Genomic DNA, 16,945 nt, shown 5'->3' with positions numbered 1-16,945 from the left:
ATCATCTACACTGTAAAAAGTTCCTTTATATCTTACTTGAGTTAATCTTTTAGATTTTTCACTGTTAAAAATTTTATTTACATAAAAGATTGATCGAGCCATTGTTCTTTGATCTCCATCTTGAATGTTGGTTGGTCTTTTGTGTAAGGTAATTTCTTGATCCATAAACATAATTTGTCCATCTTGCCAATTTTGCGTATAAATGTATTTTTCTTTATAAGTTGCTTTTTTGATTTCATCTATAATATGATCACTCTCTGCCCTCGACATCCCCACAAATCCATCAAAACTATGGCTAGGGATTTTCATTCCGGGTAAACCAGAAGCTGTTTCACTATAAAGCCTCGTTTCCATTCCATCAATTGGAACCATGCCATAACGGAGAGTAACATTTTGGAGAGAATTGAGTCCCGGAGCCATAAAGTTGTCAACCCACTTGTGCTTAACAATAAGTTCTTTAACCATACTTTGCATCTCAGAACTCAAAGACTCATAGGCATCATGAGTACACAAAAACTGTGTTTGACTGTTTTCACTTCCACTCAAACTTTGAAGTCCGATAATTCTTTGACCATCATCAAATGCACATTGATCACTGTGCCAATTTAACTCCCCATTCTGGAAAAAACCTAATGGTCTATTTTTCTTACTTTTCTTATAACTTATAATACTTGCATATTTAGGGATATTTTCATCTATTTCCTTGTTAGGATAACCTATGTTAAGAAATATCTCTCTCCAGTGTCTGCCATGGACTTTTTTAGAAATAATTGCTTCATGAATAAGAGCCATACTGGGATCTCCCCAAATGATCATAACTTCATTGATTTTTTTTACGGGAATATTTTGATTGACAAAAACGATACATTGTGAAGCACACAATTTACCGAGTTCGATAATTTCTTCTTGACAATCCCAGTCAATGTCGTATGCTTCAAGTCCAACACTTGCTCCATAATTTGACAATGGTTTTGTTTTCATCTTTATAACTACTTTATATAAAAAATTTTTTCTATTACTAATTTAATCATAAATTGGGTGAGAAAGAATACGATGTATGCTATGCTATTAGTGAATATTAGTCAAGTAAAATTTTTTAAGTTAAATATCCTATTGACCCCATCTAATAAATCTTATATGGTTGGTTTTTTTGAATCAATCTAAAAAAAGATAAAGTGAAGATCTAAAAAATCAGATGAAAAAAATTATTGAATGGAATATTGGTCTAAATATTCTTACAAAAATTAAACAAAAACTCAATTTGGTCAACAAATCCTGCGGATACCTCCTATGGGTATTATGTCGTCGGCTACGGTTTAAAATAGCTAGTCTTGTGGCAATTCTACCGTTAGAAGATTCTGTGCAAAATAGCATTGCTCATCAACTTGGGCGTATATTGAGTCCTTTTCGTAAGTTACATCCTGTTCTGCTGTCATCTTTTCAAAGTGCTCTCGGAGTCAATTTGGCTGAAGCAAAAATTATCTTAAATCAATGGGAAGCCAGTAAAGGGCTTGGTACTTTGAATATATTTAGATATTCCCAGATTGATAAGGAATGGGTAAATCAATATGTAGAGATTGAAAACATTTCTGTTTTCGAAAAAATAGCAAAGGTGGGAGGATTAGTACTTACTTACCATACATTTCACCAAAATATGTTGCCGATAATCTTTAGTTCTTTTGGAATACGTGTGATAGGTATCGGAACTAATCCAATGAAAAATTTTTATGATCTCCATGTCATTCAGTATAAGAATTTTAGAATGAATGCTATAGATCAGAAATTAAAATTGTCTGGGGGGCATCTTGTCTACATCGATGAGAAACGCAATTTGATCAAAAATGCTAAAGCTGCTTTTGCTAACGGAGATGTTGTTTTATTGGCTTGTGATAACCATCATATAAATAGTAAATTTCCCTCTTTAAATTTATTAGGAGGTTCTATTCGGATAAATGCTGAAGGGATGTTAAGATTAGCGAAAGAAGCTAAAGTTCCCGTGTATTTTGCTCTTTTTTCTCCTAATCTTACTGGTAAATATAATCTTTGTCTAAAAGCGATCGAACCATTGACGGATTTGGAACAAAATATTCAAACATATTTCGATTTTTTAGAGCAGAATATACGAAGTACTCCATGGGTTTGGCAGGGATGGGAGTGGTATCCTTGTATGTTAAATTGAGCATTATATCCAGCAAAGGAACAGAATATTTCAACAGAGTTTTTGCATTCCAAATTTTGTAGGTAAGATCAATAAATAGGGGTTGATGAAAAGATTATTCAATTATATTCATTAAAAATTAGCACTCCCAGTCAACAAAGTGTAGTTTACACCATGTGTAATAAATATTCAACCAGCTTTCAAAAGATTCAAGAGATTTTAATGCAGGTTTAATGCCATCCATCAGTTTAGTATATACAGCAACATAGTGTCGGCACTCTCGGCAGTCTGTGTTAGCAATACAACATTCACTATCATTATAAGAAAAGTCTGTATGGTGTTGTCGATGATATGGCTTGTTCAAAATCACACAATCTTTAGAAATGCCTGTAGCTTCGTCAATATTCCATAATGTTTTACCACTATTGACATATTTGTTATAGTATTTTGAATAAATTACGGTTTGAGGATCTTGATCTATTTTTTCTTCTAAGATGTCACGAATTCTTTTTAAATCATCTTGGGTTAGCATTAGATTGTCATCTTTTGTGGATAAGCGAAATGTACTATTTTGTTGCGTTTTCTCATTCAATTCAATTTTGTTCTCATATTGACGGGAGGGGCTATAGTGATTAAAGGAAATTTTAACGCCATTATCCTTACAAATTTTTACTACTTCGTTTATGTTATCAATATTTTTTCTATTAATAGTGTACATAAATATTGACTTCTTGTCTCCTTGTGCATTTTGTAATGCTTTTTTGAAAACTGGTGCCCCTCGAAGATATTCATCGGTTTCAAAATTTCCCCAAACAGAAATATGTTTCATAAAAGTGATAGCGGGATCAAATTTGAACGTGCCATTAGTGTAAATTAGTCCTCTATCCCAAAACTGATTTGCAACTAATAACCGATCTTGTACTAATCCGGGTTCGGCTCCAGCAAAGTGAGGATAAGTAATTCCACGTTTCACCTCATTAGCAAAAAAAAGTTTATATTCTTCAATATTCTTGACTTCTTCGTATTTAGTTGATAATTCACCCTCAAAGAAAAAACATCCTTCACAACGAAGATTACACCGTTTTGTAATATCATATCCTGAGATTACTATGTTGCCGGCTTTATCCCTTATTTTAGTATATTTATACTTTAGATCCGGACGTGAATCAAGATACGATTGTAATTTACTTTTTTTTGCTGTTTGATGTTGTGACATTAATATCCTTTTTGATTATTGGTTTGATCATAGAATCGGGGTGAATATGGTATGTTTATTTTCAGAAGATTACGACCTAAATTATTCATAACCCAAATGAGTTTTATCTAGAATTCAGGTAAATCAGAGAATCAGGACTTACGCAATTTAAACAAAAATTAAAACTTTGAGATTCCTTGCTTTCGGTCGGAATGGCAGAATATCCTTATTAGCACGAAATAAGAATATTATAGTAATTGAAGTAATTGATCTTAATCTTAGTTATGAAATCTCATTCTAGTTTATCAAAAATCATCATTATCTGATTATATCAGTTTTGTTTAGAGGATATTGCCTTAATTTGTAAAATACTTATTATGTAAGTTAATGAGGCGACTATTATACAGATAATTAATAAAATTATTGTGTTTAAATACATAGCAAAAAAGTATTTTACTAATACAATAGCTAATATCATAATAACAGAACTAATTAAAGGAGTAATAAATTGTTGTAAATATTGCTTTAGAGTAATAGAGATTAACTTAGTTAACATCCATAAAGCAAAAGGAAAAATTAAGTAACTACTGAAAACAAAAGCGAAAGCAACGGCAGTAATTCCCCATTTGATCAGGAAACAAGCAAGAGTAACGCTGAGGATAATAGTTAATAAAGTCAGGTAAAATTGTAAATAGGATTTTCCTAAAGTTAAAAATACTGCTCCCATACAGGAAAAAAAAGAAGATAAAATTCCTGAAAAAATTAATATTCGCAGCACTAAAATTGAGGGAGTCCATTGTTTACCAAATAAGGTAATTATTATTTCTGGTGTTAAAGCTAATAAACCAAAAAATGCCGGAAAAGCAATTAAACTGGTGAATTGTATTGCCTGTAAAAATGTTTGGCGAAGAAGAGTTATATCTGTTTGTATTTTTGAAAAAGTTGGAAAAGCTACTTGATTTATCACTCCTATTAATAATTGAGTCATTACTTCTAAAATTCGATAGGCGATCGCATAATATCCTAAAGCAATTTCACCTAAAAAATAACCAATAAGTAAATTATCAGATTTTATGTAAAAAAACATTAAAAATTGAGTAAAAAAAATATAAATACTAAAGTTAAATAAATCTTGAAAATGCGCATAAGAAAACTTTAATTTTGGTCGCCAATCAATGGCATTCCACATAACTATAACAATCCCGGATTCATAAGTAAATTGTTGAATTACTAAACTCCAAACTCCGAAGCCTAACAAGGCAAAAATAATCGCTAAAAATCCACTAATAATGATTGCTATTAATGATCGAACTGCTAAAATCTTAAAGTTTAAATCTCTTTGTAAAACAGCTTGAAATATATGACCAAAAGAGTTAATAATAAAAAGAAAAGAGAAACATTGAATAATAACAGTTAATCGAGGTTGATTAAAAAATAAAGCAATATTTTTAGCTAAGAAAAAACTAATAAAAGTTAAAAATATTCCTGTTATTACTTGAGTGCAAAAAGCAGTATCTAAATGTTCTGAATCTAATTTTTTTCTTTGAATTAAAGCTGAAGTAAATCCTTGTTCAAGAAAAATATTCATAAAAGCTAAAAAAATATTAGCTAAACTTAATAAGCCAAAATCTTGAGGAGTTAGTAAACGGGCTAAAATTAAAAAGACAATAAATGAACCAGCTTGACTACCCCAATTTTGAATTATTGACCATAAAACTCCTTGAAATACCTGTTTATTAATAGTCATTTTAAAAATTGTCTTTTTAACTTTGTAAAGTTGATAAATTTACGATAAATAACATAAATTAAAGAAGGTGATTTAATCGCAATATAGAAAAAAAGGTATTTTATTCTTTTTTGTTGACATCTTTTTATTATTAATAGTATATTTATTTCATCTAAATTAATTATAATAAATACTTAGCTCGATCGTAACGAATAATATTTTAATGTCTAATTTATCTCATTTCAAATTTGTTTTCATTAGTTCTTGTCCTGAATCTTGGGGAGGTAGCGAAGAACTTTGGCATCAAACTGCTATTTATCTACACCAAGAACATCATCAGATTAAAGTTTTTAAAACTTATGTTGATCAAAAACATAGAAAAATTAAACAATTACAGGAGTTAGGAATTGACATTTTTGATATTCATAAATTAGGTTTCCAACGACTTCCCAAACCTCTTAAAAACTTTCATTATCATATACCTTTGCCGAGTTTTTTTTCTAATAAATTGATAGTTGAGGTAATAGATAAAACCAATTTATACATCAATAAAATTTATAAATCTTTACGAATACAAGATTATCTTTCATTATTTTTTCTTAAATACTCTTTAGCATCCATTAAACCTGATTTAGTTTTGATTTCTCAAGGAGAAAATATTGATGGTTTAATTTATATTTATTTATGTCAATTACTCGGTTTAAACTATGCTATTCTTTCTCAGAAAGCCTCAGATCATATTTGGCCTTCCGATGAAATTCGCCCTTTATTAATGAAAGGTTATCAGAATGCAAAGTATTGTTTTTTTGTCTCTAACCATAATCTAAAATTGACCCAATTTCAATTAGGTATTAAATTACCATTGTCCAAAGTTGTGAAAAACCCCTATCAAGGCATCATTCCCAAACCTTTATCTTACCCCCAAGATGATGGATATTTTAAGTTGGCTTGTGTTGCTCGTTTATGGATACTAGATAAAGGACAAGATATATTACTAAATGTTTTGGCACGGGATAAATGGCGAGAAAGAAATCTCAAGGTAGCCTTTTTTGGTCAAGGAAATAACTATGATAGTTTAGTCGGTATGGTAAAAATGTTAGAACTAAACAATGTTGATTTTTTAGGCTTTAAGCAGAATATTATGGAAATTTGGCAAAATTATCACGGTTTAATATTACCTTCGAGGGCGGAAGGATTACCTCTGGCTTTGGTTGAAGCAATGATGTGTGGTAGAATGGCGATCGCCACTTCCGTAGGGGGGATTCCAGAACTTTTAGAAGATGAAATTACTGGTTTTATCGCTCAAGGGGCTTCCACCGAAGCTGTAGATTCTGCCTTAGAAAAAGCATGGCAACGTCGTTATGAGTGGGAAGAAATGGGCAAAATGGCTTCTATGGCGGCGAGAAAATTTATTTCACCTCATCCCGAAAAAGATTTAGGAGAGCGTTTAATTAAATTATCTTGTAAAAAATAGCAAGTTTCAGTAGCTACACACCAAGTAGTAATAAATTCATTTTGATTAACTAAACTTTGAAATAGCTTTGTTGCTGATTGATGAAATTTGTCTTTTTTGTTAGCAAGAGCAAGAAAAAAACCAGTATCAATGATTATTGTATTTTTCATCTAGTTTTTGTCTCAAGTAGGTTTTATAATTTTCAGACAAATCTGATTCAGCTTCCATACAACCAATAAAATCTGCCCAGTCTTCTGCATTGTTATTCAGATTTATATCTGATGTACTCTCTTGTTTTTCAGCTACAGAATAGCGTTTTTTTAATGACTCAATAAAATCAGTGACTAAAATTTGTGCCTCTTCTGGTAAATTGCTAACATCCTGTTGTATTTGCTCAAGATTAACCATGATACTGACTTCCTTCTGAAAATTTTCAAGTTTATTTATCAAAAATTTTGAGTTTTAAACCTCGCAATGGAAAACTAATATTAAAAGACTTCCCACAAAAAAGGATAACTTTCTTTTGGGTTTTTCTCCTATAGTATAGTTTTGAAAAAATTATGAATAGTTCCGAAAACGACAAAACTAATATCTGTCCTTCTATAGTATATAGTTCTGGTAGTCAATTATTTCCCTTAAAAGTTTTTTTAAAAACCGCTAGAAAAGATGTTATTCAAGGACTTCCTTTTACTAAACAATTATTGATCCAAAATGTAGTTAAACGTTATCGTTATTCTTCTCTGGGGCTATTTTGGGCTTTTATTCCATCAGCTTTAATTGCTATTTTATTAACGTTAGGACAAAGAACAGGTATTGCAGGTTTAACAAGCCAAAACGTTCCCCCTCAAGTCTATGGTATTTTTGGAATCGTGATGATGCAAATATTTTTAGAGAGTTTTAATAGTCAAAGAATATTTTTAACTTATTATCTTCACTTATCTGTACGTCAAAAAATTCCCCTTGAAGCATTTATCTTAGCTGGTTTTGGCGAAAATATTTTTAACTTATTTATGCGTTTACCTGTTCTTATAGCCGTATTGATATTTTTTGATATTACGCCACAGTTAACTATTATCCTCATGCCTTTTGGTTTTTTATTATTGATTCTTTTTGCTTCCAGTCTTGGATTATTATTAGCTCCTTGGAATGCCCTTAGTAACGATCTTGATAGTATAATGCAAGTTTTACCTTGGTTTTTGTTTGGTATAACTCCAGTTTTTTTTATGCCTCGTGATGGAACTTTATTACATCGTCTTTTTGTATATAATCCTCTTACCCATATATTTGAGGCAATTCGCTGGTTAACCTATGGTGGGGAGATCGATCATCCCTTAATTTTTTGTTTGATAACTTTGATGACCATATTCTTGTTTGTCGTGGGGTGGTTATATTGCAAATTATGTTTACCTTATGTAGTTGAACGAACCTTAAATTAAGATGGGAGATTTACTTTTAGAAACTCAAAATTTATCTAAACGATTTTGTCGAGAGCCGAAACTAGCTTTTAGATATACTCTAGCTGACATTTTTGAGGAATTTCGTTATTTACCAGAAAGAACTAAAAAGTTAAGAAAAGGTGAATTTTGGTGTTTGAAAAACATTAATTTTAAACTCAATCGAGGAGAAGCCCTAGGCTTAATTGGTCATAATGGAGCAGGAAAAAGTACTTTAATCAATTTATTGATGGGGATTATACGCCCTACGGCGGGGGAAGTTCGTTGGTACACTAATAATATTGTCACCATTGATCAACAGTCTGGACTAAACCCATTACAAACGGGACGAGAAAATATTTATAATAAATTATCCCTCCACGGTTTATCAACTCGAAAAATAGTCAAAGAAATTGATGGAATTATTGAATATTCGGGTATTTCTGACTTTATTGATACTCCTTTGGGTACATATAGTATGGGAATGAGATTACGTCTTGTTTTTTCAATTTATACTCGTTTGCGTCCCGATGTCTTTATTATTGATGAAGCTCTTGGGGTAGGTGATATGAAATTTCAAGAAAAATTTGCTTCTTTTTTAAGAAATTATCTTGATTCAGGGGGAAGCATTATCTTAGTTTCTCATCAGCTGTATCAAATTCAGTCTCTGTGCGATCGTTGTTTAATCTTAGATCAAGGACAAATTATTAGCCAAGGATCGACAGAAAAAGCTACGTCTGATTATTATGAATTAATGCAGATAAAAGCACAAACCGAGTCAATGTTAGAACCTCTTTTTTCTCAGGAAACAAAGCAATTATTGACGCAAACAACGGAAGAATATGGTTTAGTCAAAATCTTGGATTTGAAGATTATACCCTTAGATACAGAACAGATACAGTCAGGAGGAAAAGTTTTATTTGAATTAATTTGTGATTCTTCCATCAGAAAATCATCTATAGCCCCTTTTATTCTGATTACTTTGGGCAAATCAAATCGTTTAGCAGTTATGCAAGGCTGTGAAGAAGATTGCCCTTACTCACTGGAGATAGGAATTAATAAATTTTCCTGTGTAGTGGAACAATTACCCTTAATGCCGGGTAAGTATCAAATTATTACAGGGATTAAAGATACGACTTCTAAAGCAACATTAACGGTGAAAGGAGTGGAAGATTTACCATTCATTATGGACGTAAAAAGCTATCAAAACCTAGTTTTACAACTATCTCAAATCTTAAAAACAACTTTATACATATCAGCAAAATGGAATTAAAAACTCAAATATGAAAAATTTATCAAACCCATTCTATTTTTTGCATATACCTAAAACGGCTGGTACATCTCTATCAACTTTTCTGGAAGCCAACTATCGTAAGGGGAAATGGTTAAAAGCTCATGAAATTAAAGACTTATTAGCATTTAGTCGAGAAGAAATAAATTCCTATCAGTGTTTTCATGGACATTTTGGCACTTTACTCTTTGCTTTGCTTAACAATCCCGTTACGACTATTACTATGTTACGAGATCCTTTGGATCGGTTAATTTCACATATTTATTTCGGTCAAAAATGGTTATCTGAAAATCCTGAATTCTATGAGCATCTCTCCGATGAACTATCTAAAACGATAAATATTTTTCAACACAGTTCTTTAGAAGAAATTGTGGAAAATCCAATACTCAATATGTATTTCTCAAATGTTCAATCTCGCCATCTAGGATGTGAATTAAATTTGGATACTGTCCGTAATGCTCCAGTAAAATTTCTAGGAGTATTGATTGGAGAAGAACAAGATATGAATATTGTTGTCGCAAAAGCAAAAGAAAGATTAGATCAAATGGCTATAGTTGGTATTACAGAAAGATTTAACGATTCCTGTGATTTAATTTGTGATTTTCTCAACATTAAACCTCCTCAAATTTATCCTCAATTAAATGTAACTTCAAAACAATACAAGCTAAAAACTTATGATGATATTTCTCCTGAATTAGCTAATAAGATTAGAGAAATAAATAAATATGACATGGAAGTTTATGAATATGGCAAAAAAATATTTGAGCGTCAGATGAAAATTTTTGAGGAAAAAAAAGCAAAAATTCCTAGTTCTCTTTAACTCATTGGATTTCTAAACTATTTCAACGTTAAAAATTTTAATGATTAAATACAGTTTGCTAAAAATTGAAGTTTTCGTAGAGCTATTAAAACTTTTAAGTAATTTTTTCTTTTATTTTATGAGGCGATCGCAAGAAATTTTAAAAGATAAAATAAACGCTCAAAAAGTTGATAATCCTCCACAAATAATCAAATTTTTATTAAGGATTTTCCCTATTCCGGGCTATCAAATGAGTTCGACTCTCAATGGTTATTTGGGAACTACTATTAGAAACATCCTGAAGAATCGTAAAAAGCCAGAAATGATCACAGTTGTCAAAGAATATGGAAGTAAGATAAGTTACCCTGAAGTGTCCATAATTGTTCCTCTCTACGCCAGACTAGACTTTATGAAGTATCAATTAGCTCTATTTGCTGATGATCCCGATTTTCAAGATAATGAGTTAATCTATGTTCTAGACGATCCTCGACTCTATAAGGATTTTGTTGATTATTGTGATGCACAATTTGCCACCTTCCAAGTACCATTTAAAACAGTCTATTCAGGGGCAAATTTAGGCTTCTCAGGGGCAAACAACTTAGGGGTATCTGTTTCTAGTGGACGGCTAATCGTTCTTATAAATTCAGATGTTATGCCCATAGAATCAGGTTGGGTTTCATCATTAGCCAATATATATAAGAGTCTTAATAATGTAGGCGCGATCGGACCGAAATTACTTTATGGAAATGGCAGTATTCAACACGCTGGTATGAAATTTATTAAGTGTGCTCCTTGGGGTGATTTATTGATTAATGATCACCCACGCAAAAACCAACCTAATTTTCCTGAAGATGACTATAAACCACAAAAGTTAGCGGCGATAACAGGTGCTTGTTTGATGGTTTCCAAGCAATTATATGAGCAAGTTGATGGTCTAAATGAAGAATATATTATTAATGATTATGAAGATTCTGATTTTTGCTTAAAACTTCATACTCAAGGATTTGATAATTATTACATACCTGATATAGAATTATTTCATTTAGAAAGACAATCAGTGTCAATTTACCCTCAAAATGAAGAAATATGGCAAATCAATAGGACAAAATATAATTGTTGGCTTTTTAATCAAGAGTGGGGGAAATATATCAATGATAAAAATCTTTAACGACAAATTTGAGTAATGAATAATATACCAGATAGACCAAAAATTTTAATTATCTCTCACGGACATCCCAAAATAATCAAAGGAGATGGAGAAATTGCCGCTTATAATCTTTTTCAAGAACTGCGTAGCCGTGATAATTGTGATGTCGTTTTTTTAGCTTATAAACAGGGTGAAGCTATTTATTCTTCTATCCCCTTTGAAACTCTTAAATCTGATGGCTCAGAAGTGCTAATAACTGGAGGAAATTTGGATTATTTTATCTTCTCTCAGTTGAATACTCGATTGAATTGTTCTGAATTTCGCAGTTTTTTGGACTCTTTTGCTCCTAATGTTGTCCACTTCTATCATTATATACATCTTGGACTTGAAGCGATTAGAGAAGTACATAAATATGCAAAAAATATCCCTATTATTATGACACTTAATGACTATTGGGCAATCTGTAATCATAATGGACAAATGGTGAAAATATCTGACTACAAATTGTGCTATAAATCTGATCCTGCTGATTGTCATCAATGCTTTCCTCATAAAATTCCTGAAGATTTTCAACTTAGAGAAATGTATATCAAATCATTTTTCAATTTAGTGGATGTGTTCATTGCACCCAGTCAGTTTTTGTTGGAAAGATATGTAAATTGGGGAATAGCAAGAGAAAAAATAATATCTCTCGATTATGGACAACCTATAGTTACTCCAGTTCCGCCAAGAAAGCTATTAGATGAACAGAAAAACCACTTTGCTTACTTTGGACAACTCAATATCTTTAAGGGAATTTTTGTATTACTAGAATCCATAGAAAAGTTGACTAAAGAAATACGAAAAAATATCTCTTTAGATATTTATGGGGCTAATTTAGAATTGCAACCCAAGTCTTTCCAAGATAGATTTTGGGAACTCCTCAATAACACTAAAGACTGTGTTTACTATCATGGCTGTTATCAATCGGCAGAATTACCTCAATTAATGGCTAATATAGATTGGGTAATTGTTCCATCTATTTGGTGTGAAATTAGTCCTTTAGTTGTAGAAGAGGCTTTTATGCACAAACGTCCAGTAATTTGTAGTAATATCGGTGGCATGGCTGACAAAGTTGAACATGAAAAGTCGGGCTTACATTTTAGGGTTGCTGATTCTACAGATTTAGCTAATTGTATCACCAGAGCAACAAATGAAGAAGGACTATGGGAAAAGTTATCTAGTGGGATATCAGAGCGCTTAACTATTCAAGAAGTAGCCGATAAAACTCAAAAGCTCTATGTTGAAGAACTTAAAAAGCATCTTAACAATGCCTTATCTTCATAATGAATACTTACAGCAATTTGATACCACAGTAATTTGTGGGATGCTCGTCACCCCCTCAATCGATCGCCAAACACTTTTCCCCAAAGTTCTTTGACAAGATCAATTACTGACTTACGGTCATCAACATTATCCGAACTCAAGTTAAATAGTGACTAAAATGATAAAAAAAACAGAATTAGCGTTGGAGTATTCCGCCATCGAAAGAAGCATCGATCAAGCTATTGATTTTCTTTGGTTTAACCAACTTCCCGATGGAGAATTTAAGGTATATATAACAGCAGAAACTGATTTAGAGAAAACCTCTTTTTTTGATAGCTGTACATTCGGCACAGCACTGATTCTTTATAATCTTTCTTTTCGAGAAACTTCTAAAATTGAAGCCATGAGAGAAAAAGCGTTAAACTTTCTTAAAATTAATATGGATCAACCCGGACTCTGGCGCTACTTCTCTACAAAAACAAAGTTTCGTCAAACTTGTCCCCCTGATGTGGACGATACCGGCTGTGTTGCTTTTGTTTTTAAAAAGTACAAAATAACTCTGAATAATAAAGACATAATTTTGGCGAATCGCAACCAAGATGGGCTATTTTATACTTGGATTGTGCCTCGCTTTTCTATGTTATTTACTCAAACCAGATTCTTTTTTAATTCTTTGTTATCAATTCCATCTTACTCAAGGTTTTGGCGACTTTCTGAATGTCGTCCGAATGATCTTGATTGTGGAATTAATGCTAATGTTGTTCTTTATTTGGGAGAAATAGAAGAAACCAAAAGAGTAATAGCCTATTTAATTGATGTTATTCTTAAAGGAAAAGAGACAGAATCTGATAAATGGTATTTAAGCAGTTTTCCCCATTACTATTTTCTTTCTCGTGCTTATTTTAATGGTGTGAAAGGATTAGAAGTTTTGAAAGAAAAGATCATCTTGAATTTAGAACAAAAGTTTGAGCAAGAAGGCGATAAAAATCCTCTTGATACAGCATTAGCAGTTTGTACATTTCTCAACTTCGGGCAGATAACACCTACTTTACAAAAAATCATTGGCTTTTTGTTAGCAAAGCAAGGAAATGATGGAAGTTGGGCTAGTAGTCCTTTTTACTTTATTGGTCCAACACGAAGAAAAAGTTTTGGATCATTAGAGTTAACCACAGGAGTCTGTATTGAAGCATTGGTAAGATACCAACAGGCTATATATTCGTCAAATATTTCCCAAAGCAATGATCAATAAGTTTATTATTCAAGTACAGAAATTAGTTACTCTCATTAGAGCAAAGGATTGGTGGGTATCCAAATTAGGACCAATATTAGGAACTGCTTATGGAACCGCCACTATTTTAGATGTGTCTTTGTTTTCCATCTGGTCTTCTTTGATATTCCTTTTAATTGCCTTATTTTTAGATGCAACTTTTGCCAGTCTAATTAACAATATTTGTGATCAAGAGGAAGATCATCTTAGTGGCAAAGTAAATTATATGGTTGGCAGATCTTCACTTTTTATTGCCTTAATTTTAACAGCTAATATTTTACCAGGGATAGTAGTGTCAGTATTACTGAGGCAAACGCCTTTAATTTTAGGGGTTTATGTCAGCAACTGGCTAGTTTTTGCCATTTACTCAATACCGCCAATCCGCCTTAAACAACGGGGTTTTTGGGGAATCTTGGCAATAGCATTGGGCGAAGGTTTCCTCCCACACTTGTTTGCGGCATTATTGATAGTGAGTAATGCACATAAGGGTTTACCAGTCATCTGGATCATTCTGATTGGTGTTTGGTCTTTTGCAAACGGATTAAGATGTATTTTATGGCATCAAATGGGTGATTTTGAGAATGATCTTCGTGCTAGAATTAACACTTTTGCCGTCAACAGATCTCCTCAAACTTTACAAAAATTAGGAAAATGGATTGTCTTTCCTGTGGAGATTACAGCACTAATGGGAATGTTGTTTCTCTTTCAGAATACCTTAGTTTGGATTTTACTATTGATTTATTTAATAACAGAATATCTCAGACATTATTTCTGGAAGCTGGAGATCAGGATTGTGGCACCTTCTGCTGATAACCGTATGGCTTTATTTGAATATTATGAGATATTTTATCCATTAGGATTTATATATTTAGCTATAGGAAAAGATCCAATCAATTTAATTTTTTTAGGAATTTATGCCATATTTTATTCAAAGCGTCTATGGTGGTGGCTCAGAGATATTTACTCTTTATTAAGATGGGAGATTCCAAAATATTTCCATCCAGTAGAAAATTAACCTCCTATCTTTTACTTGTTTTTAAACTTTTGATAAAATGAAACAACAACCAGAATTAAAATTTGATAATTCTCAACTCGAAACTGCGATCGATCGAGCTATTGATTTTTTTTGGATTAACCAACTCCCCGGTGGAGAATTTACGACCTATGTTACAGAAAGAAAAGTTACAGGGATAACTTGCAATTTTGATAGTTGTAACTTTTCCACTGCATTAATTCTTTATGCTCTTTCTTTTCTTCGAGAAACTCCTAAAATCGAAAAGATGAGATTACAAGGACGAAACTTTCTGTTGGACAACATGGTACGTCCTGGAATATGGTACTATTATTCATCTATAAATCCGTTTTTACATACTCTTTTTTCACCCCCTGATATAGATACTACTTCCTGTACATCATTCGTTTTAAAAAAGTATGGTATTGTCCTAAATAATAAGAAACTGCTTTTAGCCAATCGGAATCAAGATGATTTGATTTCTACTTGGATTGTACCTCGTTTTTCCATGTTGTTTACTCATACTGGATATTGGTTGAAGTATCGATTAATAACTCCATCTTATTCACAATGGTGGAAAAAATTTCCCTCTGTATCGAATGAAGCTGATCTTGGAGCAAGTGCTAATCTTGTTTTTTATTTGGGAGAGATAGAAGAAACTAAAAAAGTTATAGATTATTTAATTGACGTAACTCTTAAAGGAAAGGAGATAGAATCTGATACACGGTATTTAAGTATTTTTCCTCATTACTATTTTCTCTCTCGTGCTTATTTTAATGGTGTTAAACGACTAGAAGTTTTGAAAGAAAAGATCATCTCAAATTTAGAACAAAAGTTTGAGCAAGAAGGCTTTGACAATTCTCTTGATACAGCATTAGCAGCTTGTACATTTCTCAATTTCGGACAGATAACACCAACTTTAGAAAAAGCTATTGACTTTTTGTTAGCAAATCAAGGAAATGATGGAAGTTGGGCTATTAGTCCTTTTTACTTTGATAGTCCAAAACGTATCTCTTGGTACGGATCAGCAGAGTTAACGACTGGGGTTTGTATTGAAGCATTGGTAAGATACCAACAAGCTATATAGAAGTGGCCATGATGCTTCTTTCAGTCAGAATGACAATAAAAATAATAATATTAAGTTCGGATAATTACTTATAATAAAACTTTGCGTCTTTGCCTCTTTGCGTGAGATTCTATACACCTATCCTCACCTAAAGAGTTTTTTAGCAACCCTTAAATAACTTATCAGCCTTATTTTGTCGTTAAAAATTAGTAATTTTTGATACAATTTCATAACACTTTTGGTAGGGAGAAAAATACTATATCAAATAGTTTTTTAAATAATGTGGGATTAATTAATTTAATACTTATACCATAACTTAGGATAGCAAATATTGTACAAATAATTAATAAAATTATTGTGTTGAAATACATGGCAAAAAAATATTTAACCGATAAAATAGCTAACATCATAATAAATGAACTAATTAAAGGAGTAATAAATTGTTGTAAATATTGCTTGAGAGAAATAGAAATTAACTTAGTTAACGTCCATAAAGTAAAAGGAAAAATTAAGTAACTACTGATAACAAAAGTTAAAGCAACGGCAGTAATTCCCCATTTTACGACAAAAAAAGCAACGGTAAAACTGATGAGAATATTTATTAAACTAAGGCAAAATTTTAAATAAGGTTTTCCTAAAGCGAGAAAGACTGACCAATTAAAATAAGCAAAAGATGATAAGATTCCTAAAAAAACTAATATTTGTAGTACTGGAATTGATGGTATCCATTGTTTACCAAATACGATAATTATTATCTCTGATGTTAAGGCTAACAAACCCAAAAACGCAGGAAAAGCGATTAAACTGGTGAATTGTATTGCCTGTAAAAATGTTTGACGAAAAAGAGTCATATTTGTTTGTAATCTTGAGAAAGTAGGTAAAGCGACTTGATTGATTGTGCCTACTAATAATTGAGTTATCACTTCTAAAACTCGATAGGCGATCGCATAATATCCCAAGGCAATTTCACCTAAAAAATAACCTATTAATAAATTATCTGATTTTTTTTCAAAAAAATTTACAAATTGAAACAAAAAAATGTAAATACTAAACCTAAATAAATCTTGAAAATGGGGATAAGAAAACCTTAATT

General features: G+C 31.7%; 15 protein-coding genes. 10 read left to right on the top strand and 5 right to left on the bottom strand.

The features are described from left to right. Positions 1-981, bottom strand: a 981-nt coding sequence (locus FWJ34_RS11280) for a TauD/TfdA family dioxygenase (protein ID WP_308255418.1), incomplete at its 3' end; no start/stop codon positions are given. 214 nt (positions 982-1,195) lie between these two features. Between FWJ34_RS11280 and FWJ34_RS11275 the strand changes: the two genes are divergently transcribed. Further along, positions 1,196-2,179 carry a hypothetical protein gene (locus FWJ34_RS11275; RefSeq protein ID WP_308255417.1) on the top strand — a complete coding sequence of 328 codons (984 nt, stop codon included), beginning with the start codon at positions 1,196-1,198 and terminating at the stop codon, positions 2,177-2,179. 118 nt (positions 2,180-2,297) lie between these two features. Here FWJ34_RS11275 and FWJ34_RS11270 read toward each other — a convergent pair whose 3' ends face one another. After that, positions 2,298-3,374 (bottom strand): hypothetical protein, encoded by a 1,077-nt coding sequence (locus FWJ34_RS11270; RefSeq protein WP_308255416.1) that lies wholly within the window; start codon positions 3,372-3,374, stop codon positions 2,298-2,300. Positions 3,375-3,684: 310 nt separating this feature from the next. Further along, positions 3,685-5,100: a lipopolysaccharide biosynthesis protein gene (locus FWJ34_RS11265; RefSeq protein ID WP_308255415.1), complete on the bottom strand. Its 1,416-nt coding sequence runs from the start codon at positions 5,098-5,100 to the stop codon at positions 3,685-3,687. Between the two features lie 202 nt (positions 5,101-5,302). Here FWJ34_RS11265 and FWJ34_RS11260 point away from each other — a divergent pair, with 202 nt between their 5' ends. After that, the gene (locus FWJ34_RS11260) at positions 5,303-6,553 is read left to right on the top strand and encodes a glycosyltransferase (protein ID WP_308255414.1); all 1,251 of its coding nucleotides are present in this window, start codon (positions 5,303-5,305) and stop codon (positions 6,551-6,553) included. A 126-nt stretch (positions 6,554-6,679) separates the two neighbouring features. On the opposite strand, the gene FWJ34_RS11250 is transcribed toward FWJ34_RS11260, so the two are convergent. Then, positions 6,680-6,940, bottom strand: coding sequence for a DUF2281 domain-containing protein (locus tag FWJ34_RS11250; protein WP_308255419.1), 261 nt, complete (start codon positions 6,938-6,940; stop codon positions 6,680-6,682). Positions 6,941-7,092: 152 nt separating this feature from the next. Here FWJ34_RS11250 and FWJ34_RS11245 point away from each other — a divergent pair, with 152 nt between their 5' ends. From FWJ34_RS11245 to FWJ34_RS11210, 8 genes are all read left to right on the top strand, one after another. After that, positions 7,093-7,968, top strand: coding sequence for an ABC transporter permease (locus tag FWJ34_RS11245; protein WP_308255413.1), 876 nt, complete (start codon positions 7,093-7,095; stop codon positions 7,966-7,968). A gap of 1 nt (position 7,969) precedes the next feature. Then, positions 7,970-9,238 carry an ATP-binding cassette domain-containing protein gene (locus tag FWJ34_RS11240; protein WP_308255412.1) on the top strand — a complete coding sequence of 423 codons (1,269 nt, stop codon included), beginning with the start codon at positions 7,970-7,972 and terminating at the stop codon, positions 9,236-9,238. Positions 9,239-9,248: 10 nt separating this feature from the next. Continuing rightward, the gene (locus FWJ34_RS11235; RefSeq protein WP_308255411.1) at positions 9,249-10,076 is read left to right on the top strand and encodes a sulfotransferase family 2 domain-containing protein; all 828 of its coding nucleotides are present in this window, start codon (positions 9,249-9,251) and stop codon (positions 10,074-10,076) included. A 40-nt stretch (positions 10,077-10,116) separates the two neighbouring features. Continuing rightward, entirely contained in the window at positions 10,117-11,223 is a 1,107-nt protein-coding gene (locus FWJ34_RS11230; RefSeq protein WP_308255410.1) for a glycosyltransferase, read from the top strand. Between the two features lie 15 nt (positions 11,224-11,238). After that, entirely contained in the window at positions 11,239-12,528 is a 1,290-nt protein-coding gene (locus tag FWJ34_RS11225) for a glycosyltransferase family 4 protein (RefSeq protein WP_308255409.1), read from the top strand. Between the two features lie 157 nt (positions 12,529-12,685). Beyond that, positions 12,686-13,756 carry a hypothetical protein gene (locus tag FWJ34_RS11220; RefSeq protein WP_308255408.1) on the top strand — a complete coding sequence of 357 codons (1,071 nt, stop codon included), beginning with the start codon at positions 12,686-12,688 and terminating at the stop codon, positions 13,754-13,756. Further along, positions 13,746-14,789 (top strand): UbiA family prenyltransferase, encoded by a 1,044-nt coding sequence (locus FWJ34_RS11215; RefSeq protein WP_308255407.1) that lies wholly within the window; start codon positions 13,746-13,748, stop codon positions 14,787-14,789. The genes FWJ34_RS11220 and FWJ34_RS11215 overlap by 11 nt, the downstream gene beginning before the upstream one ends. A 37-nt stretch (positions 14,790-14,826) precedes the next feature. After that, entirely contained in the window at positions 14,827-15,873 is a 1,047-nt protein-coding gene (locus tag FWJ34_RS11210; RefSeq protein ID WP_308255406.1) for a hypothetical protein, read from the top strand. Between the two features lie 206 nt (positions 15,874-16,079). Here FWJ34_RS11210 and FWJ34_RS11205 read toward each other — a convergent pair. Beyond that, positions 16,080-16,945, bottom strand: an 866-nt coding sequence (locus tag FWJ34_RS11205) for an oligosaccharide flippase family protein (protein ID WP_308255405.1), incomplete at its 5' end; no start/stop codon positions are given.

Origin of the sequence: Geminocystis sp. GBBB08 (genome assembly GCF_016743215.1) — a bacterium.
Lineage (GTDB): Bacteria > Cyanobacteriota > Cyanobacteriia > Cyanobacteriales > Cyanobacteriaceae > Geminocystis.
Note: the sequence above shows the minus strand (reverse complement) of the source record. Positions and strands in the feature narration are given on the sequence as shown.